The organism is Serratia sp. 22264, from assembly GCF_052045345.1.
In the GTDB taxonomy this organism is placed as follows: Bacteria; Pseudomonadota; Gammaproteobacteria; order Enterobacterales; family Enterobacteriaceae; genus Serratia; species Serratia plymuthica.
In genome coordinates this window covers 1,934,573-1,960,561 of the sequence record NZ_JBQEOY010000001.1, presented here as the reverse complement: position 1 = coordinate 1,960,561, position 25,989 = coordinate 1,934,573, and the positions used below count along the sequence as shown (strand labels likewise).

30 protein-coding genes are annotated in these 25,989 nt (G+C 57.7%); 9 read left to right on the top strand and 21 right to left on the bottom strand.

Features of this window, described 5'->3' with window-relative positions; translation table 11 throughout:
• Positions 1 to 6: 6 nt before the first annotated feature.
• From flgG to flgL, 6 genes are all read left to right on the top strand, one after another.
• Complete coding sequence (gene flgG, locus ACTJJ1_RS09160) at positions 7 to 789, top strand: flagellar basal-body rod protein FlgG (RefSeq protein ID WP_004946081.1); 783 nt, start codon at positions 7 to 9, stop codon at positions 787 to 789.
• A gap of 75 nt (positions 790 to 864) precedes the next feature.
• Positions 865 to 1,566: a flagellar basal body L-ring protein FlgH gene (flgH, locus tag ACTJJ1_RS09155; RefSeq protein ID WP_004946079.1), complete on the top strand. Its 702-nt coding sequence runs from the start codon at positions 865 to 867 to the stop codon at positions 1,564 to 1,566.
• 145 nt (positions 1,567 to 1,711) lie between these two features.
• On the top strand, positions 1,712 to 2,812 hold the full coding sequence (locus ACTJJ1_RS09150; protein WP_004946077.1) for a flagellar basal body P-ring protein FlgI: 1,101 nt from the start codon (positions 1,712 to 1,714) through the stop codon (positions 2,810 to 2,812).
• A complete protein-coding gene (flgJ, locus tag ACTJJ1_RS09145; protein ID WP_062792514.1) occupies positions 2,812 to 3,753 on the top strand; it encodes a flagellar assembly peptidoglycan hydrolase FlgJ in 942 nt (313 codons plus the stop codon). The genes ACTJJ1_RS09150 and flgJ overlap by 1 nt, the downstream gene beginning before the upstream one ends.
• A 189-nt stretch (positions 3,754 to 3,942) precedes the next feature.
• Positions 3,943 to 5,589, top strand: coding sequence for a flagellar hook-associated protein FlgK (gene flgK, locus ACTJJ1_RS09140; RefSeq protein ID WP_440833246.1), 1,647 nt, complete (start codon positions 3,943 to 3,945; stop codon positions 5,587 to 5,589).
• Positions 5,590 to 5,647: 58 nt separating this feature from the next.
• Complete coding sequence (gene flgL, locus ACTJJ1_RS09135) at positions 5,648 to 6,607, top strand: flagellar hook-associated protein FlgL (RefSeq protein ID WP_004946072.1); 960 nt, start codon at positions 5,648 to 5,650, stop codon at positions 6,605 to 6,607.
• Between the two features lie 191 nt (positions 6,608 to 6,798).
• Here flgL and ACTJJ1_RS09130 read toward each other — a convergent pair whose 3' ends face one another.
• The 16 genes from ACTJJ1_RS09130 to fliF all read right to left on the bottom strand — a co-directional run bounded on the left by ACTJJ1_RS09130 (position 6,799) and on the right by fliF (position 19,015).
• Entirely contained in the window at positions 6,799 to 7,125 is a 327-nt protein-coding gene (locus ACTJJ1_RS09130; protein ID WP_421412840.1) for a hypothetical protein, read from the bottom strand.
• Positions 7,126 to 7,139: 14 nt separating this feature from the next.
• A complete protein-coding gene (locus ACTJJ1_RS09125) occupies positions 7,140 to 7,406 on the bottom strand; it encodes a hypothetical protein (RefSeq protein ID WP_062871183.1) in 267 nt (88 codons plus the stop codon).
• A 340-nt stretch (positions 7,407 to 7,746) separates the two neighbouring features.
• Entirely contained in the window at positions 7,747 to 7,881 is a 135-nt protein-coding gene (gene sra, locus ACTJJ1_RS09120) for a stationary-phase-induced ribosome-associated protein (protein ID WP_440833243.1), read from the bottom strand.
• 361 nt (positions 7,882 to 8,242) lie between these two features.
• Positions 8,243 to 9,025 (bottom strand): flagellar biosynthetic protein FliR, encoded by a 783-nt coding sequence (gene fliR / locus ACTJJ1_RS09115; RefSeq protein ID WP_004946070.1) that lies wholly within the window; start codon positions 9,023 to 9,025, stop codon positions 8,243 to 8,245.
• Between the two features lie 2 nt (positions 9,026 to 9,027).
• A complete protein-coding gene (fliQ, locus tag ACTJJ1_RS09110; RefSeq protein ID WP_004946069.1) occupies positions 9,028 to 9,297 on the bottom strand; it encodes a flagellar biosynthesis protein FliQ in 270 nt (89 codons plus the stop codon).
• Between the two features lie 42 nt (positions 9,298 to 9,339).
• Positions 9,340 to 10,065 (bottom strand): flagellar type III secretion system pore protein FliP, encoded by a 726-nt coding sequence (gene fliP, locus ACTJJ1_RS09105; protein WP_004946065.1) that lies wholly within the window; start codon positions 10,063 to 10,065, stop codon positions 9,340 to 9,342.
• Positions 10,066 to 10,112: 47 nt separating this feature from the next.
• The gene (gene fliO / locus ACTJJ1_RS09100) at positions 10,113 to 10,514 is read right to left on the bottom strand and encodes a flagellar biosynthetic protein FliO (protein WP_440833240.1); all 402 of its coding nucleotides are present in this window, start codon (positions 10,512 to 10,514) and stop codon (positions 10,113 to 10,115) included.
• Positions 10,514 to 10,927, bottom strand: a complete 414-nt coding sequence (fliN, locus tag ACTJJ1_RS09095) for a flagellar motor switch protein FliN (RefSeq protein WP_004946060.1) — start codon at positions 10,925 to 10,927, stop codon at positions 10,514 to 10,516. The genes fliO and fliN overlap by 1 nt, the downstream gene beginning before the upstream one ends.
• Positions 10,924 to 11,925, bottom strand: coding sequence for a flagellar motor switch protein FliM (gene fliM / locus ACTJJ1_RS09090; RefSeq protein WP_004946056.1), 1,002 nt, complete (start codon positions 11,923 to 11,925; stop codon positions 10,924 to 10,926). Before fliM ends, fliN begins: the two co-directional genes overlap by 4 nt.
• 5 nt (positions 11,926 to 11,930) lie before the next feature.
• Positions 11,931 to 12,413 (bottom strand): flagellar basal body-associated protein FliL, encoded by a 483-nt coding sequence (gene fliL / locus ACTJJ1_RS09085; RefSeq protein WP_004946053.1) that lies wholly within the window; start codon positions 12,411 to 12,413, stop codon positions 11,931 to 11,933.
• 169 nt (positions 12,414 to 12,582) lie between these two features.
• Positions 12,583 to 13,806, bottom strand: coding sequence for a flagellar hook-length control protein FliK (locus ACTJJ1_RS09080; RefSeq protein WP_440833237.1), 1,224 nt, complete (start codon positions 13,804 to 13,806; stop codon positions 12,583 to 12,585).
• Positions 13,803 to 14,249, bottom strand: coding sequence for a flagellar export protein FliJ (gene fliJ / locus ACTJJ1_RS09075; RefSeq protein ID WP_006326110.1), 447 nt, complete (start codon positions 14,247 to 14,249; stop codon positions 13,803 to 13,805). The genes ACTJJ1_RS09080 and fliJ overlap by 4 nt, the downstream gene beginning before the upstream one ends.
• Before the next feature lie 21 nt (positions 14,250 to 14,270).
• Positions 14,271 to 15,632 (bottom strand): flagellar protein export ATPase FliI, encoded by a 1,362-nt coding sequence (gene fliI, locus ACTJJ1_RS09070; protein WP_020453876.1) that lies wholly within the window; start codon positions 15,630 to 15,632, stop codon positions 14,271 to 14,273.
• Positions 15,632 to 16,330 carry a flagellar assembly protein FliH gene (fliH, locus tag ACTJJ1_RS09065; protein WP_421412832.1) on the bottom strand — a complete coding sequence of 233 codons (699 nt, stop codon included), beginning with the start codon at positions 16,328 to 16,330 and terminating at the stop codon, positions 15,632 to 15,634. Before fliH ends, fliI begins: the two co-directional genes overlap by 1 nt.
• Positions 16,323 to 17,315, bottom strand: a complete 993-nt coding sequence (gene fliG, locus ACTJJ1_RS09060) for a flagellar motor switch protein FliG (protein ID WP_006326107.1) — start codon at positions 17,313 to 17,315, stop codon at positions 16,323 to 16,325. The genes fliH and fliG overlap by 8 nt, the downstream gene beginning before the upstream one ends.
• Positions 17,312 to 19,015, bottom strand: coding sequence for a flagellar basal-body MS-ring/collar protein FliF (gene fliF / locus ACTJJ1_RS09055; protein WP_202291543.1), 1,704 nt, complete (start codon positions 19,013 to 19,015; stop codon positions 17,312 to 17,314). Before fliF ends, fliG begins: the two co-directional genes overlap by 4 nt.
• A gap of 317 nt (positions 19,016 to 19,332) precedes the next feature.
• Here fliF and fliE point away from each other — a divergent pair, with 317 nt between their 5' ends.
• Complete coding sequence (gene fliE, locus ACTJJ1_RS09050) at positions 19,333 to 19,647, top strand: flagellar hook-basal body complex protein FliE (protein ID WP_006326104.1); 315 nt, start codon at positions 19,333 to 19,335, stop codon at positions 19,645 to 19,647.
• Positions 19,648 to 19,906: 259 nt separating this feature from the next.
• On the opposite strand, the gene ACTJJ1_RS09045 is transcribed toward fliE, so the two are convergent.
• The 5 genes from ACTJJ1_RS09045 to fliD all read right to left on the bottom strand — a co-directional run bounded on the left by ACTJJ1_RS09045 (position 19,907) and on the right by fliD (position 23,559).
• A complete protein-coding gene (locus ACTJJ1_RS09045; RefSeq protein ID WP_006326102.1) occupies positions 19,907 to 20,137 on the bottom strand; it encodes a hypothetical protein in 231 nt (76 codons plus the stop codon).
• Positions 20,137 to 21,003, bottom strand: coding sequence for a helix-turn-helix transcriptional regulator (locus tag ACTJJ1_RS09040; RefSeq protein WP_004945963.1), 867 nt, complete (start codon positions 21,001 to 21,003; stop codon positions 20,137 to 20,139). The genes ACTJJ1_RS09045 and ACTJJ1_RS09040 overlap by 1 nt, the downstream gene beginning before the upstream one ends.
• A 346-nt stretch (positions 21,004 to 21,349) precedes the next feature.
• Entirely contained in the window at positions 21,350 to 21,718 is a 369-nt protein-coding gene (gene fliT / locus ACTJJ1_RS09035; RefSeq protein WP_006326098.1) for a flagella biosynthesis regulatory protein FliT, read from the bottom strand.
• The gene (gene fliS, locus ACTJJ1_RS09030; protein ID WP_004945956.1) at positions 21,718 to 22,128 is read right to left on the bottom strand and encodes a flagellar export chaperone FliS; all 411 of its coding nucleotides are present in this window, start codon (positions 22,126 to 22,128) and stop codon (positions 21,718 to 21,720) included. The genes fliT and fliS overlap by 1 nt, the downstream gene beginning before the upstream one ends.
• A 27-nt stretch (positions 22,129 to 22,155) precedes the next feature.
• The gene (fliD, locus tag ACTJJ1_RS09025; RefSeq protein WP_004945953.1) at positions 22,156 to 23,559 is read right to left on the bottom strand and encodes a flagellar filament capping protein FliD; all 1,404 of its coding nucleotides are present in this window, start codon (positions 23,557 to 23,559) and stop codon (positions 22,156 to 22,158) included.
• A 281-nt stretch (positions 23,560 to 23,840) separates the two neighbouring features.
• Here fliD and ACTJJ1_RS09020 point away from each other — a divergent pair, with 281 nt between their 5' ends.
• Together ACTJJ1_RS09020 and ACTJJ1_RS09015 are read left to right on the top strand one after the other, a co-directional pair.
• Positions 23,841 to 25,082, top strand: a complete 1,242-nt coding sequence (locus ACTJJ1_RS09020) for a FliC/FljB family flagellin (protein ID WP_020439242.1) — start codon at positions 23,841 to 23,843, stop codon at positions 25,080 to 25,082.
• A gap of 181 nt (positions 25,083 to 25,263) precedes the next feature.
• A complete protein-coding gene (locus tag ACTJJ1_RS09015) occupies positions 25,264 to 25,986 on the top strand; it encodes an RNA polymerase sigma factor FliA (protein ID WP_004945948.1) in 723 nt (240 codons plus the stop codon).
• The last annotated feature ends 3 nt before the right edge of the window (positions 25,987 to 25,989 follow it).

Below are 25,989 nucleotides of genomic sequence, written 5' to 3'. Positions count from 1 at the left end.
TAACCCATGATCCCATCTTTATGGATTGCCAAAACCGGTCTGGATGCGCAGCAGACCAATATGGACGTAATCGCCAACAACCTGGCGAACGTCAGCACCAACGGCTTCAAACGCCAGCGTGCGGTATTTGAAGATCTGCTGTACCAGACCATGCGTCAGCCGGGCGCGCAGTCATCCGAGCAGACTACCTTGCCGTCGGGCCTGCAGATCGGTACCGGCGTGCGCCCGGTGGCGACCGAGCGTCTGCACAGCCAGGGCAACCTGTCGCAGACCAACAACAGCAAAGACGTGGCGATTAAAGGCCAGGGCTTCTTCCAGGTGATGTTGCCGGACGGCAGCCAGGCCTACACACGCGACGGCTCTTTCCAGATCGACCAAAACGGCCAACTGGTGACCGCCAGCGGTTTTCAGGTACAGCCGGCGATCACCATTCCGGCCAACGCCCTGAGCATTACCGTCGGCCGTGACGGCATCGTCAGCGTCACTCAGCAGGGGCAGACCGCCGCCCAACAGGTGGGCCAATTGACCCTGACCACCTTTATCAATGACAGCGGCCTGGAAAGCGTGGGCGAGAATCTGTACCAGGAAACCGAAAGTTCCGGCGCGCCGAACGAAAGCACGCCAGGGCTGAACGGCGCGGGCCTGCTTTATCAGGGCTACGTGGAAACCTCGAACGTCAACGTGGCTGAAGAGCTGGTCAACATGATCCAGACCCAGCGCGCCTACGAGATCAACAGCAAAGCGGTATCAACGTCCGATCAGATGCTGCAAAAACTGACGCAACTGTAATTGACGGGCGCCGCCGGTGCGCCCGTCACCCTATTTCGTGAAACAAAGGCGAGACCCGTGGTAACCACATATCTGATGGCAAACGCGCCGCAGCAAGGAAAGCGCTGGCTGGCGGCGATGGCGATGCTGACGCTGAGCGGCTGCGCCTATATTCCGCATAAACCCCTGGTTGATGGCGCTACCACGGCGCAGCCGGCGCCGGCGGGCGCTCCGGTACCGAACGGATCGATTTTCCAGACGGTGCAGCCGATGAACTACGGCTATCAGCCGCTGTTTGAAGACCGCCGCCCGCGCAATATCGGCGATACCCTGACCATCGTGCTGCAGGAAAACGTCAGCGCCAGCAAAAGTTCCTCCGCCAACGCCAGCCGCAATGGGGCGAGCAAGTTCGGCGTCGCCACGTCGCCGCGTTATCTCGACGGCCTGCTGGGCAACGCGCGCGCCGATATGGATATCTCCGGCGACAGCACCTTTGGCGGCAAGGGCGGGGCCAACGCCAACAATACCTTCAGCGGTACCATTACCGTCACGGTCAATCAGGTACTGGTCAACGGCAACCTGCACGTGGTGGGTGAAAAACAGATCGCCATCAACCAAGGCACCGAATTTATCCGTTTCTCTGGGGTGGTTAACCCGCGCACCATCAGCGGCAGTAACTCGGTCACCTCCACCCAGGTGGCGGATGCGCGCATTGAATACGTCGGCAACGGCTATATCAACGAAGCGCAGACCATGGGGTGGTTACAACGCTTCTTCTTAAATGTCTCCCCGTTTTGAGTACAGGCTATTTTACTTGTCATTTTGCGGTTGGGCAGTGCTCGGTGCCGTCACGTACTGCGTGTACGCTCCGCCGCCTGTGCGCTGTCCGCCCCCAAACTGCCTGCGACAATAACGCCTTGTGGGTAAGGCGAATGAGGTTCCAATGTTAAAGAAATTTCTAATGGCGCTGGTGATTTGTGCGCTGAGCCTGCCGGCGACGGCGGAACGCATCCGCGATCTGGTGACGGTACAGGGCGTGCGTGACAACGCTCTGATCGGTTACGGGTTGGTGGTGGGGCTGGACGGTTCCGGCGATCAGACCATGCAGACGCCGTTCACCACCCAAAGCCTGAGCAATATGCTGTCGCAATTGGGCATTACCGTGCCGCCGGGCACCAATATGCAGTTGAAAAACGTGGCGGCGGTCATGGTCACCGCCAAGCTGCCGCCGTTCTCGCGCACCGGGCAGAACATTGATGTGGTGGTCTCCTCGATGGGCAACGCCAAAAGTCTGCGTGGCGGTACCTTGCTGATGACGCCGCTGAAAGGCGTGGATAACCAGGTTTACGCGCTGGCGCAGGGCAACGTGCTGGTGGGCGGCGCCGGTGCGGCGTCCGGCGGCAGCAGCGTGCAGGTCAATCAGCTGGCGGGGGGACGCATCAGCAACGGTGCGACTATCGAGCGTGAATTGCCGACCACTTTCGGCAACGGCGGGGTGATTAACCTGCAACTGAATAACGAAGACTTCACGCTGGCGCAGCAGATCAGCGACGCCATCAACCGCCAGCGCGGCGGCGGCACCGCCTCACCGCTGGATGCCCGCACCATTCAGGTATTGGTGCCACAGGGCAACAGCTCGCAGGTGCGTTTCCTGGCGGAAATTCAGAACATCAACGTCAGCGTCGGGGCGATTGACGCCAAGGTGATCATCAATTCACGCACCGGATCGGTGGTGATGAACCGCGACGTGATCCTGGACTCCTGTGCGGTGGCGCAGGGCAACCTGTCGGTAGTGGTGGATCGGCAAAATACCGTCAGCCAGCCGAACACGCCGTTTGGCGGCGGGCAAACCGTGGTGACGCCAAATACCCAGATTTCGGTGCAGCAGCAGGGCGGTTCGTTGCAGAAGGTGAACGCCAGCGCCAATCTGAACAATGTGATCCGTGCGCTCAATGCGCTGGGCGCTACGCCGATCGATCTGATGTCGATCCTGCAGGCGATGCAAAGCGCCGGCTGCCTGCGCGCCAAGCTGGAAATCATCTGATGGCCGGCGATCTGATGGCGATGTCGGGCGCCGCCTATGACGCCCAGGCGCTGAACGGCCTGAAACGCGACGCAGCGGCCGATCCGCAGGGCAACCTGAAGCAGGTGGCGCAGCAGGTTGAAGGCATGTTCGTGCAGATGATGCTGAAAAGCATGCGCGCCGCGCTGCCGCAGGATGGGGTGCTGAGCAGCGATCAGTCGCGGCTCTACACCTCGATGTATGACCAGCAGATCGCCCAGCAGATGTCGCAGAAGGGGCTGGGGCTGGCCGATATGATGGTGAAACAGATGGCCAATGCCAACGCCGTTCCGAGCGAAACGGCGGGGATGTCGCCGATGGCGTTAGATAACGAAGTGCTGCAAACGCTGCCAAATCAGGCGCTGGAACAGATGATTCGCCGTGCGGTGCCGAAAGCGCCGACGGCCGCGCCGCTGTCGCTCAACAGCGGCAACTTTGTCGCCCGTTTGTCGATCCCGGCACGCGTCGCCAGCCAGCAGAGCGGCATTCCGCATCAGCTGATTGTGGCTCAGGCGGCACTGGAATCCGGCTGGGGCCAACGCGAGATCCCGACCGCCGACGGCTCGCCGAGTTACAACCTGTTCGGCATCAAGGCGGGCGGCAGCTGGGACGGCCCGGTGACCGAGATCACCACCACCGAGTTTGAGCAGGGGGCGGCGAAGAAGATCAAGGCGCGGTTCCGGGTTTATGGTTCTTACGTCGAGGCGATTGCCGACTACGTCAAGTTGCTGACCAATAACCCGCGCTACGCCGACGTGGCCGCCGCTCGCAGCCCGGAGCAGGCGGCGCATGCGCTGCAACAGGCCGGATACGCCACCGACCCGCAATACGCCAACAAGCTGGTCAGCGTGATCCAGCAGATGAAAAACGCCGGCGAGCAGGTGGTAAAGGCCTATACCCATGACCTGAAGGATCTGTTCTAGTTTTCGGGTGCGGCATGTAACGCCCCTACGCGATAAGCAGTATTAAAACGTAGGAATTCAGCATGCTGAACCCGGTTTTTCCTCTCAAGTTTCCTCCGTTTTTGCCGATAACACAGACAGGCTGGGCGAATGGCTCGGCAGATTCATTGACTCCTGTGGGCCACCGGCGCCGCAGTAAAAGGAACTTCTATGTCCAATAGCTTAATCAATACTGCCATGAGCGGGCTGAATGCGGCGCAGGTGGCGCTCAGCACCGTCAGTAACAACATATCCAACTACAACGTGGCGGGCTACAACCGTCAGACGGCGATCCTGGCGCAAAACGGCGGCATGAGCACTATGAGCGGCTTTATTGGCAACGGCGTCACCGTCACCAGCGTCAACCGGGAATATAACCAGTTCATCACCAGCCAGTTGCGCGGTGCGCAGAGCCAGGCCGGGGCGCAGAACGCCTATTTCGAAAAAATCTCGCAGATTGATAACCTGTTGGCCAGCAAGACCAACACCTTGTCGACCAACATGCAGGACTTCTTCAGCAACCTGCAAAATCTGGTCAGCAACGCCGGTGATGACGCCGCGCGCCAGACGGTGCTGGGCAAGGCCAATGGCCTGGTCAATCAGTTCAACAATACCGACAAGTACCTGCGCGACATGGACAGCGGCGTGAATCAGCAGCTCAGCGACAGTGCGCAGCAGATCAACAGCTACAGCCAGCAGATCGCCAAACTGAACGAAGAGATCACCCGTCTGCGCGGCAGCGGCGGCGAGCCCAATGCGCTGCTGGACCAGCGCGATCAGCTGGTTACCGACCTGAACAAAGTGGTTGGCGTCCAGGTGACTCAGCAAGACGGCGATGCCTACACCGTCTCTTTCGCCAACGGCCTGACGCTGGTGCAGGGCAACAATGCTTACCAGGTCGCGGCGGTGCCCACCAGCGGCGATCCTTCCCGTCTGACGATGGGGTATGACCGCGGTAACGGCGCCAGCGAAATACCGGAAGGCCAAATCACCGGCGGCAGCGTCAGCGGGGTGTTGAAATTCCGCAGCGAATCGCTGGACAGCGCCCGAAATCAACTGGGGCAACTCGCGTTGGCGATGGCTGACAGCTTTAACCAACAGCACCGCGCCGGGTTCGACCTAAACGGCGATGCCGGCACGGATTTCTTCAGATTTGGCGGCGCCCGCGCAGTGGACAACAACCGCAATACCGGCGATGCCGCGCTGTCGGTGTCCTACACCGATACCAGCAAGGTGAAGGCCAATGATTACCGGGTAGAATTTGACGGCAGCAACTGGCAGGTGAGCCGCCTGCCGGATAACGTCAAGGTTAATGCCACGGCGGGTACTGACGCCGCCGGCAACCCGACGTTGAGTTTTGATGGCCTGAAAGTCGGCATTGACGGCACTGCGCAAAAGAATGACAGCTTCACCGTCAAGCCGGTCAGCGACGTGGCGGGCAGCCTGAAGGTCGCCATCACCGATTCCGCCAACATCGCTGCCGCAGGCAAAGATGACAGCGGCCGAGGCGACAATGAAAACGCCAAGAAGCTGCTTGATCTGCAAACCCAAAAATTGGTGGACGGCAAGGCCACCTTCAGCGGCGCTTACGCCAGCCTGGTCAGCAGCGTCGGCAATCAGACCGCATCCGCCAAGGTGACCGCCACCTCGCAGGGCAACATCGTCAAGCAGTTGGAAAACCAACAGCAGTCGATTTCGGGCGTCAACCTGGACGAAGAATACGGCGAGCTGCTGCGCTTCCAGCAATATTATATGGCGAACTCGAAGGTGATTCAGACCGCCAGCACGCTGTTCGATACGTTGCTGAATATCCGTTGATTTTCATTTTAACCGGAGCCCCGGCGGCTCCGGCCGCTGATTTTGAGGAACCCGCACCATGCGCATGAGCACCAGCATGATGTACCAGCAGAACATGACCGGCATTACCGGTAATCAGTCGTTGTTTATGAAGGCGGCAGAACAGCTTTCCACCGGCAAAAAAGTCAGCAACCCGTCCGACGATCCGCTGGCGGCGTCGCAGGCGGTGATGCTGGCCCAGTCCCAGTCGGAAAACACCCAATATGCGCTGGCGCGCACCTTTGCCCGCCAGAGCGTGTCGATGGAAGAGACGGTGCTGGCCGGAGCGACCAGCACCATTTCGGACATGAAAGCGCTGATCGTCAATGCAGGCGGCACCAAAAGCGACAACGATCGCGATTCGCTGGCTACCCAGTTACAGGGGCTGAAAGACCAATTGCTTAACCAGGCCAACAGTACCGACGGCAATGGCCGCTTTATGTTCGGCGGTTTTGAGAATGACAAGCCGCCGTTTGCGAACAACGGCGGCTCGGTCAGCTATGTGGGTGGCAATACGCCGGTCGAGCAGAAAGTGGATGCCAATCGCATCATGACGGTCGGCCATACCGGCGATACGGTATTCATGTCGTTGACCAGCAACCCCAAGCCGGAGCCGGATGGCAGCGCATCGGTGTCCAACGTGTTCGAAAGCATCGATATCGCGCTGAAAGCGTTGAAAACCCCGCTTGACGGGGCGGACGACGCCACCAAACAGCAAGTGAACGACGCGATGGCCAAGGCCAATCGCGGGTTGGACAACTCCTATAACAAGGTGCTCAGCGTACGTGCCGAGTTGGGCAACCAACTGCAGGAAATGGATACGCTGGACAGTATTGGCAAGGATCGCGACATGATCAACCAAACGCAAATGAGTGCGTTGGTGGATGCCGATCTGACCGAGTCGATTTCCAGCTACTTCATGCAGCAGGCGGCTTTGCAGGCATCGTACAAGACCTTTGGTGATATGCAGGGGATGTCGCTGTTCCAAATGAATCGTTAAGAGCACTACCCCGTTGCCTGACCGCGACGGGTTTCCCTTTAGTGCGCTTAGAAAATGCCCTCTCCTCCCCGCGGGGAGGGAGGCTTCTTGAAACCGGGCGCACTGTTGGGCACGTCACTCTTTCTCCCACAATAGGCTTGAGTGACGTGCCTTTTTTTTCTCCGCCATTCTCTTTCTATTTACGCTAATCGTTAGCGGAAGGGCACACCGCGATCGCGGCTGGCGTCTTTATTGCATTGACCGCCTATATTGACAAAGGCTGAGGCCGCTGCAGTGCCAATCGCACTGCCGTTACGGCTGGCCAGGGCGCCGGCCATGGCAATGGCGCCGGTCACCACCGCGCCGGTACAAGGATCCTGAAATAGCCCATAGTCTTTCGCCGCCCAATTAGGCTGGAAGCCGTTCGCCTGCGCGCCGTAGGAGCTTGGGCCATAGTCGCGATCCCGGTCGCCGCCGTTATTGCCGTCACCGGCGCCGCCAATCCGTTGCATTTCTTCTCTGGTCAGTTCTCTCAGCATAGGTCGATCTCCTGTTAACGCGACTTAGCGTTATTTTTAGGGTTGTTATTTTCGATTTGGGGTTTGCGGCTCTCATTTAGCAGCCACCGTATTGGCTTATAGAGGCACTCGGCCAACTTCAATGAGCCAAATAAGGTAAACGGGATGATGACAAAACTATCGACGCCAGGCGGCAGAGCAAATAAACCCCAGGAAAAACCCAGCGTGTTTAAAATAGTGCTCATGATCAAAAGGGCGATGCCGCTGATGAATAAATCACTCAGCTGAAATTTTATCTTCATATTTACACCGATTATATTTTAGTGAGGCTTGCAGCGTGCTGGCTGCAAGGTTGTTTTTAATATAACACTGGGGAAATAAGGTGGGAAATCGATTTTTCTTGTCAGTGAATAAATAAGAGGTGTGAGTAAATTAAATCGTTAATGTATTATTTTTAAATTTAACGCAGCAGCCAGAGTGATGTGGCGCGTTATTCCCTTCCTAAGAATAAAGTACACCGGCACAGTTTGCCGGCGAGTGATGAGTGTGGGTCCCGGGCTGCCGATGCGGCGCAGCGTCGAATGACGTTGCAGAAGCCGGATAGGGGCGCAACCCGGAATTTTTGCTATAGGTCCTGCGCGATTATTTCTTTTTCTTCACCACTTTCCATTTCTCGCCATCGCTGGTCTCGGTGAAGGAAACTCTAAACTTGTTGCTTTTCCAGTGGGTCAAACCGAATAATCGGCGTGCCTTGCGGTTGCTTTTCGATTTAATCATGATATCACTCCTGTTGTTATCAGAGGTCAACGCTTCGCCCTGCAGCCAGCTGCCAGGCCGGGCGCATGTTTTTTATGATGTACAGGGTCCTGCACGTAATTAATAAATACGTGGGTTAATCATTCAGTGGTTTAATAATTCGCCTATTGGATTTTTATGCCCTTTTCTCCAAAAGTTAATGGTCGATTATATTTTGTCGATGGGTCTATTCTAGGTCGGGTATTTTTTTATTCAAGCCGTGACGGACATTTGGACCTTAATCTGGACAAAAGGGCTTTATCACGCTTTTGTCCCGGTAAAGCCGGTTTATTGCCATTTTGTCTTGTGGCGGGCGGGGGCGTTGTGAGTAGCCGGTGGGGATTCAGAAAGCCATGCCGCCGATAACGCCTGCCAACTGGTCGAAGAATTCGCCGAACAGATGCTCGCAGAACGGCGCCAGCATCGGCATCATCATGCCGATGGTCATAATGCCGATGGTCATGGTGACCGGGAAGCCAATGACGAACACCGACAGCTGCGGCGTCATGCGGTTGAGCAGGCCGAGCGCCATGTTCAGCGTCAGCAGCAGGCAGATCAGCGGCAGCGCCAGCATCATGCCGTTGATAAAAATCAGCGAGCCTACCTGGGTCAATGCCAGAAAACCGTTGCCGTTCAGCGGGGCGGGCTGGATCGGTAGGGTGTGGAAGCTGTCGGCCAGCAGGGAAATCAGCCACAGGTGGCCGTCAAAGCTCAAAAACAGCAACATCGCCAGCAGATTGAGCAGCCGCGCCAGCACCGGCGTGTTCGGTCCGCCGCTGGGATCGAAGAAGGTGGCGAAGGACAGGCCCATCTGCATGCCGATCACTTCGCCGGCCAGGCGTATCGCCGCAAAGGCGAACTGCATGGTCAGCCCGAGCGCCACGCCAATCAGGATTTGCTGGGCCGCCAGCCACAAACCTGCGGCGGAGAAAATGGGAACGGCGCTGGTGGGTAGCCCGGGGGCGATCAGGATGACAATCAGCCCGCCGAGGCCGATTTTCACCTTTTTGCCGATTTGTTTTTCGCTGAACACCGGCGCGGTGCTGATCAGCGCCAGAATGCGCAGCAGCGGCCAGAAATAGTGGCTAAGCCAGACGCCGAACTGTGCGCTGTCAACGGTGAGCATGGCTAACCAATCAGATTCGGCAGGTTGCTGAACAGCGTGCGCATATAATCCAGCAGCAGGTTCAGCATCCACGGCCCGGCAACCACGATAGTGGCGACCACCGCCAGAATTTTGGGAATGAACGACAACGTCATTTCGTTGATCTGGGTGGCGGCCTGCAGCAGGCTGACCACCAGGCCGCTGACCAGCGCGGCGAGCAGCAGCGGGGCGGACAGCGCCAGCGCCACTTTCATCGCCTCGGTGCCCAGCGCCATGACCGATTCGGGTGTCATTGTGAGTTCCTCAGTGGCTGCGTAGCGGCCACCTGAATAAATTTACGAATAAAAACTCTGCGCCAGCGAGCCGAGCAGCAATTGCCAGCCGTCCACCAACACAAACAGCATCAGTTTGAACGGCAGTGAAATGGTGGCGGGCGGCACCATCATCATCCCCAGCGCCATCAACACGCTGGCGACCACCAGATCGATAATCAGAAACGGAATAAATACCGTGAAGCCGATTTGGAACGCGGTTTTCAGTTCGCTGGTGACGTAAGCCGGCAGCAGAATGCGCATCGGCACCGCTTCCGGCCCGGCCAGCGGCGGCTGGTTGGCGAGCCTGGCGTACAGCGCCAGATCGGTTTCACGCGTCTGGCGCAGCATAAACTCGCGCAGCGGTTGGGAACCTTTATCCAGTGCCGCGTCCAGGCTGATTTTGTCCTGGCTGAACGGCAGATAGGCGTCCTGATAGACCTTGTCGAAGACCGGCGACATGATGAAAAAGGTCAGGAACAGCGCCAGCCCGAGCATCACCTGATTCGGCGGCGCCGAGGGGGTGCCGAGCGCGTTGCGCAGCAACCCGAGCACGATGATGATGCGGGTGAAACTGGTCATCATCAGCAGCATGGCGGGCAGGAAGCTGAGAGACGTCAGCAGCACCAGCGTCTGTACCGGCAGCGACCAGCTTTGGCCGCCGTCGGCGAGCGGTTGGCTGATCAGGCCGGGCAACTGTGCCAACGCCGCCGGGCTGACAAGCAGCAGGGTGGCAGCCAGCCAGGGCATATTCTTCCCGCTTCGATAAAGCGAAGCGACACAATGAGCGAGGGGTTTCATGCCGATTTTTCCGGACGTTTCAGAACTTTTTGCATCAGTTGGCGAAAGTCAGCCGGCGCGGCGTCAACTGCTTCGCTATCCTGCGCTGGAGCCGGCAGCGTATGCAACGGGGTGATTTGTTGCGCGGTCACGCCCAGCACCAGCAGGGTGTTATCCACTTCAATCACCACCACCCGCTCACGCTGCCCGACCTGGCAACTGGCGCGCAGGTTGAGCAGTTTGCTGTTGCGCGCCTGAGGGGCAAACCCCAGGCGGCGGAACAGCCAGCCGGCCAGCAGGATCAACAGCAGAATGCCGCCCAGCGCAGTGCTGACTTGCGTCAGCACCGAGCCGGCCGGCAGTGCCGGTGCAGCGGGTTGCAGTGTGCCCTGGCCGGGCACGGCGGTACCTGGGTTCATCAGCGGCTCAGGCGGCGCATACGTTCGGAGGGAGTGATGATGTCGGTGATGCGTACGCCGAACTTGTCGGCCACCACCACCACTTCGCCCTGGGCGATCAGGTAGCCGTTGATCAGAATGTCCAGCGGTTCACCCGCCAGCCCGTCCAACGCCACCACCGATCCCTGCGACAGGCGCAGCAGCTCTTTGATGGTCATTTTGGTGCGGCCCAATTCCACGGTCAGCTTGACCGGGATATCCAGGATCAGATCGATATCCTGCAGGCTGCCGACGGCATCCTGCGCCTCCAGCGACTTGAATACCGCGTCGGTTGCGGACGTTTTTTCGGTCGCTTGCTGTTCGTTAAACGCATCAGCCCACAGATCGTCCACGGATTCCTTTCCTTCGCCAGACGGTTGCTTAGGATCACTCATTTGGGCTGTTCCTCACTCAGAGCATTCAAAATAGGGTTAATCAAATGTTCAACACGCAGGGCGTACTGCCCGTTTAACGTGCCATATTGGCTGGTCAGAACCGGTACGCCGTCCACGTGGGCGATCAGGCGTTCCGGTTTATCGATCGGTAATACGTCACCCGGCTGCAGCTTCAGGATTTTTGACAGCCGCATCGGGATATCGACGAAGTTGGCAATCAGCTCCAGCTCGGAATGTTGCACCTGCTTCACCAGCGTTTCACGCCACTGGCTGTCTTCCTGCCGCGAGTTTTCCAGCGGCGGGTTGGTCAGCAGTTCGCGCAGCGGTTCGATCATCGCGAACGGAATGCAGATGTTGAATTCACCGCTCAGCGCACCGATTTCCACCTGGAACGGGGTGGTGACCACGATGTCGTTCGGCGAGGTGGTGATATTGGTGAATTTCACCTGCATTTCGGCGCGCACGTATTCCACATTGATCTTGTAAATCGCGCTCCAGGCGTCGCCATAGGCATCCAGCGCCAGGCGCAGCATGCGTTTGATCACCCGCTGTTCGGTTGGCGTGAACTCGCGGCCTTCCACTTTGGTCGGAAAACGGCCGTCGCCGCCGAACAGGTTATCGACGGCGATAAACACCAGGCTCGGCGCGAACACGAACAGCGCGGTGCCGCGCAACGGGTTCAGGTGCACCAGGTTGAGGTTGGTGGGCACCGGCAGGTTGCGGGCGAATTCGTGATACGGCTGGATCCTGATCGGGCCGACGGTGATGTCCGGGCTGCGTCGCAGCAGGTTGAACAACCCCATACGGAACTGCCGGGCAAAACGTTCATTGATGATTTCCAGCGCGTGCAGCCGTTCGCGCACCACTCGGCGCTGGGTGGTCGGATCGTAAGGCTTGACCTCGCTCTCGTTGCTGACCACCGCTTCGGGTTCATCCCCCGCGCTGTCGCCGTTGAGCAAGGCGTCGATCTCTGCCTGTGAAAGAATGCTGTCGCCCATAGTGATTACCGCAATATGAAGGCGGTGAACAGCACGTCGCTGACCACCTGCTTCGGTTGTCCCTTAACCAGCGGCGGGCTAAGCACGTCCTTAATCTGCGCCACCAGTTGCTGTTTCCCTTGTTCACTGCTCAGTTGGCCCACTTCCTGACGGGAGAGCAGCATCAACAGGCGGCTGCGTACTTCCGGTAGAAAATCGTTCAACTGGCGGCGGGTGTTTTCGTCCGGTAAGCGCAACGTCAGGCCGATATACAACACGCGATCGGGGTTGTTATCCGGCGTAACCAGATTGACGGTAAAAGTATCCAACGGCATAAACACCGGCGCTGCCGGCGGCAGTGCTTTGGCGGCGGGTTGAGCGCCGTCTTTGTGTTGTTTCAGTTGCCACCAGCTGTAGCCTGCCGCGCCGCAGGCGAGGACGGTAATCAACACCAGCAGGATGACCAGGAGGGGGCGTTTCGGTGCTGCCGGTAGGGTGTTTTGAGACATAGCTAAATCAAATTCCTGTAGTGACACCCGAGAGTCTACGAACCGCTGCCGGGCATAGCGCGCGCAAAAGCCTCACGCATGACATGTAAAGGTATTATCGCGCCTATTCCGGTGTGCAATAGCCAGAATAGGCGGGGAAAAACGTGCCAGCTTGAACGTTTGCCGCCGCTCAGGCGAAAATATCAACGCCGCTGACGGCGCGGGCCATCGCCTGCAATTGCGTCGGGGCGATGAGGGTTTCGGCGGCCAGATCGCTCTCGCCGTGGCTATCGCGGTAGGCCGGTCGGCCCCGATCGTCCGCCGTCTGCTGCTGTGGCTGTTGCCACTGCGGCGTGGGCTCGCCGCCAACGCTGCTTTGCCCCAGATTGATGCCGCTTTCCGCCAGGGCATGGCGCAGTTGCGGCATTGCGGCTTCCACCGCGGCGCGCACCTGGCCGTGCGCTGAAGCGATGTGCAACTGCGCCTGGCTATCGTCCAGTTTGAGGGTGATTTGCAGCGCACCCAGTTCCTGCGGGTGCAGGCGCAGTTCGGCGCTTTGCTGACCGTTGCGATGGAACATCAGTACCTGCTGGTTCAGCGCCTGTTGCCACTCCGGGCTGCCAAGTTGGGCGTTCAATTGCGGCGTCGGCGGGGCGGTGACCAGGGCAGCGCTCGACGTTGTCGCCACGACCGGGCTGACGACCGGCGGTACCATCAGGTGATTGACCGGTGCCTGAGGCTGGGTATCGGCGCTGAATTTTAGCGGCGCTGCATCCGGTTGGTCATGGGGGGCCGCGATTGGCTGCGGGCCGTCGGTGTGCGCGTCAAGGTTCAGCGGTTTTTCGGTCACTGGCGACGTGGCTTTTGGGGGCGGCGTCATCGGGATGCCTGCGGCATTGGGCTGTTGATTCAGCGCGACGCTCAGCAGGGCGGCGGGGTGTGCCGGGTCCTGTTCGCTTTCAAGGTTTAGCCCCGTTGCGGACGCGATCGGCGCGGCAGGGGTAACGGCCAGCGGCAGCATGGCGAACAGTGCCTGCAGCGTGGCGGCGTCTATTTCACCTGCGGGGCGCAAGACGGCATCCGTTTTTTTATCTTGTGTCTTGTCATCGCCGCCCGCCGCGACTGGCGACTGGGTGTCGCTTAACAAGGTGGGCGCCAACAGCCCATCGCGTTCACTGAAGGCGGCGAGCAGTGGGTTTAGCGGGTTGCGGCTCAGCGCCGGCGTGTTGTCATCTTCTGCACTCAGTAGCGCCGGCGGCAGCTTGCCCTCATCTTTGTCGGCTGGCAGTGTACGTGCGCCGAGCAGCAGGGCAAAAGCCGAAGACAGCTGCGAGTCATCCATCGGCAACTGCGCGTCCGGCAGCACGCCGGCATCGCCAGGCGCTATGCTGCCCGGCAAGGCATTCAGGTTCATGGGTGTAGATTCCTTTGTGAACTGCGTTGAGCGAACTCGTCCATCAGTTTTTGATCCCGTTTGTTCTCCACCTGCCGTTCCGCACTTTGGGCGCGGGTATGCAGAGTGTCGAAGGCGTTCAGCCGCTGCTGTTTGTCCTGCCACTGTTTCATTGCGTGGTCTACCTTCTGGCCCCACTGCATCAGTTGCCGGCGATGCTGATCGATGGCCTGCTCCAGCGTGCCGATAAACTGCTGGTAGTTTTGCCAGTGCGAAGAGTCCATTCCGTCACTCAACTGGTGATTCAGCTTCTGGCGGTACTCGTCTTGATAATTGAGCAACATGGAAAGCTGTTGTTCGGCCGCCTGTTGCGCTTTGCGCACCTGGCCCAACTGTTGCGTAGCCTGTTCCACCGCATCCTGAGCCAGATCGCGCAGGGTAATCAGAGGTGACTGTGGTTTCATCGGGTTCAGCCTTTTGTGACGTTAAACGATCAACTGCTGTAACTGTTGGCAGGCGTCGTCGTAACCGCTGCGTTCAAAAATGCCCTGCTGCAGATAGGCTTCCATCAGCGGGTACAGCGTCATGGCCTTATCCAGCAGCGGATCGCTGCCCGCTACGTAGGCACCGACGCTGATCAGATCGCGGTTACGCTGGTAACTGGCCAGCATCTGTTTGAAATTGCGCACCCGGCGGTAGTGTTCTTCGTCGATAAGCGAGGTCATGGCGCGGCTGATAGAGGCTTCGATGTCGATCGCCGGGTAATGGCCTGCCTCCGCCAGCCGACGCGACAGCACCACGTGGCCATCGAGGATGGCGCGCGCCGAGTCGGCTATCGGATCTTGCTGGTCATCGCCTTCGGTCAGTACGGTATAAAACGCGGTGATCGACCCACCGCCGCTGATGCCGTTGCCTGCACGCTCCACCAGCGCCGGCAGTTTGGCGAACACGGAGGGCGGATACCCTTTGGTGGCCGGCGGCTCGCCGATAGCCAGCGCGATTTCACGTTGCGCCATGGCGTAGCGGGTGAGCGAGTCCATAATCAACAGCACGTGCTGACCGCGATCGCGGAAGTCCTCGGCGATGCGTGTGGCGTAAGCGGCACCCTGCATACGCAACAGCGGCGAGACGTCCGCCGGGGCGGCGATCACCACCGAGCGCGCGCGGCCTTCGGTGCCGAGGATATTCTCGATAAAATCTTTGACTTCGCGGCCGCGTTCGCCGATCAGGCCGACGACAATCACGTCGGCCTGGGTATAACGCGCCATCATGCCTAACAAGACGCTTTTACCGACGCCGGAGCCGGCAAACAGCCCCATGCGCTGGCCGCGCCCGACGGTCAGCAAGCCGTTGATGGTGCGCACGCCGACGTCCAGCACCTGTTCGATCGGCGTGCGTTGCAGCGGGTTGAACGGGGCGGTGATCAACGGCGCGCGATAGCCGGTTTCCGGCGCGGGCAGGCCGTCGAGCGGTTTGGCGCTGCCGTCCAGCACCCGGCCCAGCAGCGCCGGGCCGAGCGGCAGTTGCTTGCCGGCGCTTTGCCCTTCCGGCGCAACGCGGGCGTAAACCCGTGCGCCGGGCACGATGCCTTCCACTTCTTCCAGCGGCATCAGGAACAGCCGCTGGCCGTTAAAACCGACCACTTCGCTTTCCACTTCCTGCACCTCACCGCCGTTGTGACGTTCGATCAGGCAGGTGGCGCCGATCGGCAATTGCAAGCCGGTGGCTTCCAGTACCAACCCGGTGGCGCGTGTCAGGCGGCCGTAGCGGCGAACCGTAGGCGTGCAAGCGATGCGTTTTTCCAGCGTATCCAGCGAGGACAGCCAGCGGCCGAGGCGAGCGGTCATTACACGTCTCCCGGTGCAGCCAGGCGGCAGAGTTCGTGCCAGCGCGTCGCCAGGCTGGCATCGAGATCGCCTTCTTCGGCGCTGACCTTGCAGCCGCCGGGGTGCAGTTGACCGTCCGCCAACAGCCGCCAGCCGTGCAGGCTGAGCGTGGCCCCCAGTTGCTGTTCGATACGCTGATAGTCGTCCGGGTGCACGCGCAACTGCGGCTTGCCGCTGAACATCGGCTCTTGCTGGATCAACTGCTGGATCTGCGCCAGCAGGGCGGTACCGTCGCATATCGGCGGTTGACCGAGCACCTGTTTGGCGGCGGTCAGCGCCAACTGCATCAAACGCGAAGCGATCACGCTGTCGAGCGCATCGAGCGTGTGCTGAAACTCGGTGATCAGTTGCTGCCAGTGTGCGGTCAGCGGCTGTTGTTGCTGCTGCGCCTCCAGCAAACCCTGCCGGCGCCCCTCTTCCATACCGGCCTGGAGACCCGCTTCATAGCCCTTTTGCTGGCCGTCGGCATAACCCAACTGTTGGCCTTGCTGCTCCGCTTGCAGGCGCAACTGGAGCAACTGCTGTTGCCGATCGGCGCTGTCGTCTGGCGACAGGGTGTCCGTTTCAATGGGCAGCAAAGGCTCGATCGGCGGTTTGGGTTCCAGCAGATCGTTGAGCGACCAGGGCTGCCAGGGCAGGGTGTTAATGCGATCAGACATAGGTGTCCTCGCCACCGCCGATAATCATTTCGCCGCTCTCCGCCAATCGGCGCACAACCAGCAGGATGGCTTTCTGTTCGTTCTCCACCTGCGACATGCGCATCGGGCCACGGTTGGCCAGATCGTCGCGCAGAATGTCGGCGGCGCGTTGCGACATGTTTCTGAGGAACTTCTCGCGCAACGGCTGTTCCGCGCCTTTGAGCGCAACCAGCAGCGATTCGCCTTCCACTTCCTGCAACAGGCGCTGGATGCTGCGGTCGTCGACTTCCACCAGATTTTCGAACAGGAACATCTCGTCGATGATCTTCTGGGCCAGCTCGCCGTCGTATTCGCGCATGGCGTCGATAACGGCTTCTTCCTGCTGGGTTTTCATCAGGTTGATAATCTCGGCTGCGGTGCGTACGCCGCCCATCTTGCTGCGCTTGAGGTTCTGGCCGTCGAGCAGGTTGTTCAGCACCTCGGTCAGTTCCGCCAACGCCGCCGGTTGCACACCGCCGAAGGTGGCGATGCGCAGCATCACGTCGTTGCGCAGGCGTTCGTCGAACAGCGCCAGAATATCCGCCGCCTGGCCGCGCTTCAGATGGACCAGAATGGTAGCGATGATTTGCGGATGTTCGTCGCGGATCAGATCGGCGGCGCTCATCGGCTCCATAAAGTTGAGGGTTTCCATGCCGGTGGTGGTCTCGCGCGATTCGAGAATGTCCTCCAACAGGCTGGAGGCACGCTCTTCACCCAGGGCTTTGACCAGCACCGAGCGCAGGTAGTCGCTGGCATTGACGCTCAGCGCCGCGTACTGTTCGGCATCGTCTTCGAACTCGCGCAGGACTTCGCCCAGCTGTTTGTGCGAGACCTGGCTCATGCTGGCCATGGTGCCGCTGAGCTGCTGCACTTCACGCGAGGAGAGGTGTTTGAACACCTCGGCGGCGCGGTCTTCACCCAAGGTCATCAGCAGGATGGCGCTTTTTTCGGTTCCGGTCAGACTCATAATTCGTTACTCATCCATTGGCGGATTACCAGAGCGACCACGCGCGGGTCTTTATCAGCCAGATCGCGGATCCGCTGGCTCTGGACTTCTGCACTGACGCGCTGCTGCGATTTTCTATGCTGCGCCAGCTCCTCATTGCTCGGTTTATTGTTGTCGGCCGGTTTGGCCATTGGTGCATTGGCGGCGGCGAGCGCGGCCTGTTGCACCGCCTGACGGTTTTGCAGTTGCGGGCGCACCAGCTTGCGCCACAGCAGCCAGGCCGCCAGCAAGACCAGCAGATAGCGACCGGCATCGAACAGACGATCGATAAAGTTCTGGGTTTGCCAGAACGGCAGTTCGCCACCGGTGACTTCGGTATCGGTAAACGGCGTATTGACCACGTTCAGGGTATCGCCGCGGCTGCTGGAGAAGCCCATGGATTCACGCACCAGCGATTCGATCTGCGCCAGTTGCTCTTTGCTCATCGGCAAGGGTTTGCCGTCTTTATCGACGCCGCGATAGTTGACCACTACCGCCACCGACAGCCGCTGTACCGTCCCGGCTTTCTGCTGAGTGTGGCGGATGGTGCGATCGACCTCATAGTTGGTGGTTTCATCGCGACGGGTATTCTGTGGTCCGCTGCCGTTGGCTGCAGTGCTGCGGGTTGCGGCGGCGTTAGGTTTGGCGCCGTTGGCGTTATTGCCGGCAGCAGCGTTGGCTTTGGCGGTTTCTATCGGCGCAGTCGCCGGCGCGCTGGGTTGATTGGAGAGCGCACCCGGTACGCCGCCGACCTGCGGCCCGCCAAGCTGTTCGCTCTGGCTCATTTGCTGAGAACGCACGGCGGCCTGATTCGGCAGTTGGTTCGGTTGGTATTCTTCGTCGGTTTGCTCGCGGGTGGCGAAATCGATCTGCGCGGTGACCTGGGCGTGCACGTTGGCATTGCCGACCATTGGCGCCAGAATCGCTTCGATGCGGCGTTGGTAGCGGTTTTCCACTTCGTTGGCGTATTTCAACTGGGCCGCGTTCAGATCGCGACCGGCGCCGTCAGACTGGGTCAGCAAGCGACCGGCCTGATCGACTACCGTGACGTTGCCCGGCGGCAATCCGGCCACGCTGCTCGAGACCATATAAACGATAGCGTTGATCTGGCCGTCATCCAGCGCTCGGCCGGGTTGCAGCGTCAGGGTGACGGAGGCGGAAGGGGATTTCTGTTCGCGGACAAACAGCGAAGGCTTGGGCAGCGCCAGATGCACACGGGCATTTTGTACCGGCCCCAGCGACTCGATGGTGCGGGACAGTTCGCCTTCCAGCGCACGCTGATAGTTGATCTGCTCGCTAAACTGGCTGATGCCGAATTTTTCCTGATCCAGCAATTCGAAGCCCACCGCACCGCCTTTCGGCAATCCCTGCTGCGCCAGACGCAGGCGGGTTTCATGGACCTTATCGGCCGGTATCATCAACGCAGCACCGTTTTCGGCAAACCGATAAGGGATATTCATCTGCGTCAATTGGGTAACGATGGCACCGCCGTCGCGATCGTTAAGATTGCTGTACAGCACGCGGTAATCCGGGCTTTTCGCCCATAACAGCAACGCGACCACAATGGCGATTGCCGCAGAAGCGGCGATCAGCAGTGGGATTTTCGGGTTGGCGCGCAGACGGTCCCACAGGGCTTGCAGGCCATTTTCGCGGCTTTCGGCGGCGGTTATTGAAGCACTCATTTTATCCCGTGTCCTTCAATGTCGCTCAGTATCCGGTGCAAGCCACGGCGTAGCTCCCTGCCAGGCTGATGAACGGTGTGGTTAGCGTTGTGTGGTGACAAAACAGACTCCCTGATACACATATCTTCTAAATAGCGGCGCTCCCATTTCTGGGCGTGCCATTATTTGCCCTTAAGGGCGATTTCGATGGGTCGATAAGCCGGGTTTTTTGCAGTTAATTAGCCGCTTTAGGATAAAAATGCTGTGGTAGGCTCCTCAGCATCAAAGTAGTGCCTGATGAAAACTCATCCGGCAACAGAGTCTTTATTGAGGTCACAATGGCAATTCAGGGGATTGAAGGGGTATTGCAGCAATTGCAGGCCACGGCGATTCAGGCGGGGCAGATTGACCAGGGTTCAGCGGTGCAGGGCGTCAGCTTTGCCGGCGAGTTGAAAGCGGCTATCGGCAAGATCAGCGATACCCAGCAGGCTGCGCGCAAACAGGCGCAAGACTTCGAACTGGGCGCACCGGGCGTCAGCCTGAACGACGTGATGGTCGATCTGCAAAAATCGTCCATCTCACTGCAAATGGGCGTGCAAGTGCGCAATAAGCTGGTTTCCGCTTATCAGGAAGTGATGAATATGGCGGTGTGATGGGTTGAGGTCTTTGAAATCAATCGCCTGAGTAAACGCATAAAAAACATGCTTTGTCTCAAATTGCTGAACTTATTGCTGGATTATAATCGTGCGAGTTTAAGGCATTTTAATTATCAGGTAATAAAAATGAGCAGCAAAAGCGAAAGCAGATGGCGATTTTTCAGTGTGTTAATATTGATCGTTTTAGTTGGATTGATCACTGTATTAATTAAACAAAGTTAAATAATCATTGGCCACTGCGCGTGGCCCTGCTGATTTATTTCCCCGCCAGCATCCGCATAGCGTCTTCTTCGTACAGCAGACCCATAAGCCACAGGCCGACAAGCAACACGGCAAGGGAAAGCAGCCATTTTTCGTTGAGCACCGTTGATTCACCTCTGGCGGTATTAAGGTTTGCCGATGCTATCGCACCTGACCATTTTCCGCTAACGCCGGGTGCATAAACGGTGAGTTCATTGTGCAATGATTTAATTTGCAGGATGGACATCACTCCGGGTCCTCCATCAGGCTGAGGCGATAGGGCTGGATCGCGCCGGGCTCCATGATCCGCTGGTGCCCGCGAATGGCCGTTGGCGCAAAACCGAAACGTTTGCGGAAACGCTCGGCAAACCGCGAAGAACTTTCATAACCGACGTGCTGGGAGATGGCGGATATTGGCCAATCGGTAGATTGCAGCAGCGCCAGCGCGCTGCTCATGCGCACGTCGATCATTAAATTGCGCAACGCGGTGTTTTCTAAAGAAAGTTTGCGTCTCAGCATGACTTCGCTCATTGACAGACTTTCCGCCACTTTGGCCGCCGTCCAGATGTTATGCGGATCGGTCGCCAGGCAGCGGCGTACCCGTTGCGTTAAGTCGCGCGCCTCGTTATGCATAAAGCTGATGTCGAATTGCTTTAGCCAGAGCAGGATTTCCAGCATCTTGTGGCGGATGATGATCGGCGGGAAACGGTGTTTAAACGCCATCGCCAGACTGGTGGTCTCAAAACTGTGCATCAGCGCGCTGGGCAGGTTGCGTAAGGCCAACACCGCGTCGAACGGGGGGTGAGGGGCGGTTTCAGCAGGAGTTTGCTGTGCGTGGAACAACAGAGGATCGCAGGTAAGCAACTGACAACTGAATATGCCCTCATCGGAAAGGCCATTAATAATATCCACGGTTTGCCCCCCGCCGATAATCAACAGTTCTCCCGCATGAGCCACCACTTCATGCTGTTGCCAGCGCACGCGTTTGTGGCCTTGCTGTACCAGATACAGATGAGGTTGCTCAAAATAAACTGAAGGGAATAATAATTCAGTATGCTGAATGATGTGCGCAGAGGCACCAATCCCAGGACAAAGATTAATTGTACGTTCCATCGATATTCATTTCGCAGCCATTATCTGGGAATATCTTTACGCTTTGATGGGCGTCGGAGCAACATTTTTCCATGCGTTGTGAAGCACAACGACGTGTTTTATCTATCAAAAATCAATTTCCTGCTGAACAGAAAACGTCCGTGTCGGAGTGATATTTATCCGTATCCTAGGGGCGCCGCATGCTGCGCCGCGTTAGCCGGGGCGATTATATTCGCCCCTATGGAGCCTGGGTGATAAATATGATGGGCATGAGTAATTCAAATATCATGGATTAATATCCTGAATTAATCGGGTGTAAATAGCGTATGGTGCTATTTATCCATAAAATGTCGTTATTATAACTGGCTCACCGGATTTGCGGTTCCCCTAATAGCAGGGCGCGATCGTGAAACTGACCGTAGGTGCTGTTGACCACGCTTTGACGCGTCGATTGGCCAATCAATTCTTTCAACTGGTCCATGCGGCGTTGCAACAGGCGTTTCAGCTCGTTTTCGTTGTCCAGGATCTGCTGCAGCTTATTGCGCAACAATTCCTGCAACGCCATTGATGGTCCCGCTTTGCCGGTAAAATCGGCGGTTTTCTCTACCGCCTGAACGTAGGCCAGCTCCAGCTCGACCAGGTCTTCCCATCTTTCCGTTTGCGCCAGCGCGAGCATTTGGCTGCTCAGGGCATAAATTTGCTGATACGCGGCTAGCAGTTGCTGTTGACGTTCCATTATACGGCGTCCTGAGAAGGGTGATAATTGGGACCAATCTGGCGCCAGGCGTCAGCAATATTTTCCAGCAGCTTGACCACTTCGGCGATCGCCGCTTCGTCGTTATGCAGATTGGCCTGCATCAGGCGCCGTTTCATATAGTCATACAGCGCAGCCAGATTATCGGCCATCTCGCCACCTTGATCGTGGTCGAGGCCGTTTTTCAGGCCGTTATCAATAATGTTGATGGCTTTTGATATGGCCAGCCCTTTGCCGGCGATATCACCCTGATTCATCAGAATGCGTGCGCGTAACAGGGCGCTGAGCGCCCCATCGAAAAGCATCACGATTAACTGGTGCGGGCTGGCACTCATTACGCCACTTTCCAAACTGACCTGGGCGTAGGCCTTAGTTCCGCTACGGTTATACATGCGATTTATTACCTGGTTAAAAAGTTCTTATTTGGATGAGAACTGCTGGTTTAAATAATTACTGGTGCCATTAAGTTTGGACATCATGGTATCGAGTTGAACAAACTGTTGTTTATAGCGGTCGATGGTGCTCTGAATGCTTTCTGTCACGCGGGTAATTTGCGTATTCAGGCGATCGAGATTGGTGTTGATACTCTTGGTTGCATTCTCGAGCACACCGCCGGCTTTAATATAATTTTGAATTTCATTGTGGATTTCGGTCGCCATGCCGGTATCCGTGCCATTGCCGGCAAAGAAATTCGCCACCTGGGCGGGTTTCTCGTCGATGGCTTTCTTCAGTTTCTCGTTATCGAGCTCGAGTTTGCCGGTTTTAACATTGGTGGTGATCCCCAGATTGCCCAGCCCCTTCAGCTCCGGGTTATCCTGCGCCGCGCTGAGCGCGCTTTTGATTGAGGATTGAATACCGCGCAGGGTGTTGTCGCCCAGCAGTGCGCCGTTTTTCGCCGACTGCTCTTCGCCGCTTTTCACTGGGGTAAACTTGGACAGCGAATTAAAGGTGTCCAACAGAGAGTTGTAGCTGTCGACCCAGCTTTTGATTTTATCGGCGGAGCCGGTTTTATCGTTGCTGATCACCAGGTTTTGCGGTTCATCGACCTTGGTCTTGGTTTTCAGATCGAGGGTCACGCCTTGCAGGGCATCGGCAATGGTGTTGGTGCTGCGTTGGATCTCCGTGCCGTTAACCTTGATTTTGGCATCCTGCGCAGGAACCGTCTGCTTCATGGCACCGCTGGGGATGCTGGAGTCGTAGCTCAGAATGTCGTTCAGCGCATCGTCATTATTGACCTTGATCGACATCTTGTTGCTTTCGCCGGTGGCCGAGGAGCTTAACGCCAACTGATACTTGTTATCGCCAACGCGCATGATGCTGGCGTTGACGCCCGCTTTCGCGCCGTTGATCGCATCGCGCATTTCCAGCAGCGAGGTTTGATCGTCATTCAAAGGAATATTAACGGTTTTGGCCGGGTTACCCTGGGTGATGCTGATGGTGCGGCCGCTGGCGCCGGAGGTACCGAGTTCGGCGGCCTGATCGCTAATGGCCGCCTGAGTCGTCAGGGTCTGGGACTGCGCCAACTGTTCAACTTCGACCACATAGTTGCCCGGTACCGCTTTGGCATTGGTGGTGATGGTGAACTGATCGTGGGTGCTGGCGGTGGTGTTATTAAAGAAATCAGGTTTGGCCAGATCTTTGCTTAGGGTATCAAACTTCTCCAGCGAGCCTTTCAGGGTGCCGTAAGCGGTCAGTTTTGCGTTGTAGCTGGTCTGCTGGGTGGTGTAGGGCGTCAGACGTTGCTGCTCCGCTTTGGTCAGCTTGTCCAGCAAGCCGTTGAGGTCGAGTCCTGAGCCGATGCCTAATGAACTGATCGATGCCATTCGTAATTCTCCTTAATAATGACTTTATTCGCTTTACGCGTTTATCGGCCCAGTGGAGAAAAAGTTTACTGAAAAAATAAAAAACCGATGGCGCAATAGAGGAAGGAAAAACAGCGTTATTTATGCCATTGCCCGAAAGCGAAAAAAAAATAAAAAATTTCTAAAGGTTGCAGGGGGAGGGCCGATACCTGATGGGACGGTGGTTGACGCCGTGGGCAACGAAGCCCGAACCTTTTAACCGTGATGCGAATATCGCAACTGATTCGTAAGGAAAGCATACAATGGCACAAGTAATTAACACCAACAGCCTGTCGCTGATGGCGCAGAACAACCTGAACAAATCCCAATCCACTCTGGGCACTGCGATCGAGCGTTTGTCTTCCGGTCTGCGTATCAACAGCGCGAAGGACGATGCTGCGGGTCAGGCGATCTCTAACCGTTTCACCGCTAACATCAAAGGCCTGACTCAGGCTTCCCGTAACGCTAACGACGGTATCTCTTTGGCGCAGACCACCGAAGGCGCACTGAACGAAGTCAACGACAACCTGCAAAACATCCGTCGTCTGACCGTACAGTCCCAGAACGGTTCCAACTCTTCCAGCGACCTGCAGTCAATCCAGGACGAAATCACCCAGCGTATGTCCGAGATCAACCGTATCTCTGCGCAAACCGATTTCAACGGCGTGAAAGTGCTGAGCGGCGACCAAAAGCTGACCATTCAGGTGGGTGCCAACGATAACGAAACTATCGATATCGACCTGAAAAACATCAACTCTTCTACTCTGGGCCTGGACAAGTTCAGCGTTGCGACCTCCATCGATCCTACCAAAGTGGGTGGCGCGGCGACGACTGTACCAAACGGCAAAGATATCGCCATCACCAACACCACCAACAAGCAGGCTAACGGTGCAGCACCAGCCAGCTTTATCAAAGATGACGCGACCGGCGATGTTTACGCGGTAGGTACCGATGGTAAGAACTACCTGGCCACCGTTGACAAAACCTCAGGTGACATCACTGCGATCGCAGCGACTGACACCACCGGCCTGGCCAGCACCAGCGCTACCACTACCGTTAAGCAGGAAGTGACTGCAACCGGCGCTGACGCCGCTAACCTGAAGTCTTATGACAGCGGCAAATCTTACGTTATCCAGGAAGGCACTGGCGCAAATGCCAAATACTTCAAAGCTAACGTAGACTCTGCGGGTAAAGTCAGCAAAGGCGCAGAAATGAGCACCACGCCGACCACTGAGGATCCGCTGTCTGTATTGGACAAAGCGCTGTCACAGGTTGACTCACTGCGTTCTTCTCTGGGTGCGGTACAGAACCGTTTCGATTCTGTTATCAACAACCTGAACAGCACCGTGAACAACCTGTCCGCTTCTCAGTCCCGTATTCAGGATGCCGACTACGCGACCGAAGTGTCCAACATGAGCCGTGCCAACATCCTGCAACAGGCAGGCACCTCCGTTCTGGCACAGGCTAACCAGTCTACCCAGAACGTGTTGACCCTGCTGCGTTAATCGATCTCCGCGATTAACCTGTCGTAAAGAACCCTGCTTCGGCAGGGTTTTTTTATGGTGCGCGCCCAGAAGTTAATGCATGGCGCAAATAAAGCCTATTTTGTGCGACTGTTCAGCCGATTGGCATTTTGCCCCCTACGGATAATAGCGCTGACTCTCTTATCCGCAGGTTTTAGACATAGTGAGCGATCTGTATACCGCCGAAGGCGTGATGGACAAAAATTCTCTCTGGCTGCGCTATGTTCCGTTAGTGCGCCACGAGGCGTTGCGCCTGCAAGTCAGGCTGCCCGCCAGCGTGGAGCTCGACGATCTGCTGCAGGCCGGGGGAATCGGGTTGTTGAACGCCGTTGAGCGTTATGACGCCCTGCAGGGAACCGCCTTTACCACGTATGCGGTGCAGCGCATTCGCGGCGCAATGCTCGATGAGCTGCGCAGCCGCGACTGGGTGCCGCGCAGCGTGCGTCGGCATGCGCGTGAAGTGGCACAGGTGATGCGGCAACTGGAACAGCGGCTCGGCCGCCCGGCCAGTGAAGTGGAGGTCGCGCAGACGCTGAATATCCCGCTGGATGAGTACCGTCAAATACTGTTGGACACCAATAACAGCCAGCTTTTTTCCTACGACGAATGGCGTGAAGAGCATGGCGAAAGCGCAGAGCCGCTGCTGGAAGGGCACGAAGAAGCCAACCCGCTGCATCATCTGCTGGAGGGCAACCTCCGCCAGCGGGTGATCGACGCTATCGACGCGTTGCCGGAGCGCGAAAAAATGGTGCTGACGCTGTATTACCAGGAAGAGTTGAACCTGAAAGAGATCGGTGCCGTGCTGGACGTGGGGGAATCGCGCGTCAGCCAACTGCACAGTCAGGCGATCAAGCGGCTGCGCGCCCGCCTGGCGGCCGAAAATTGAGGC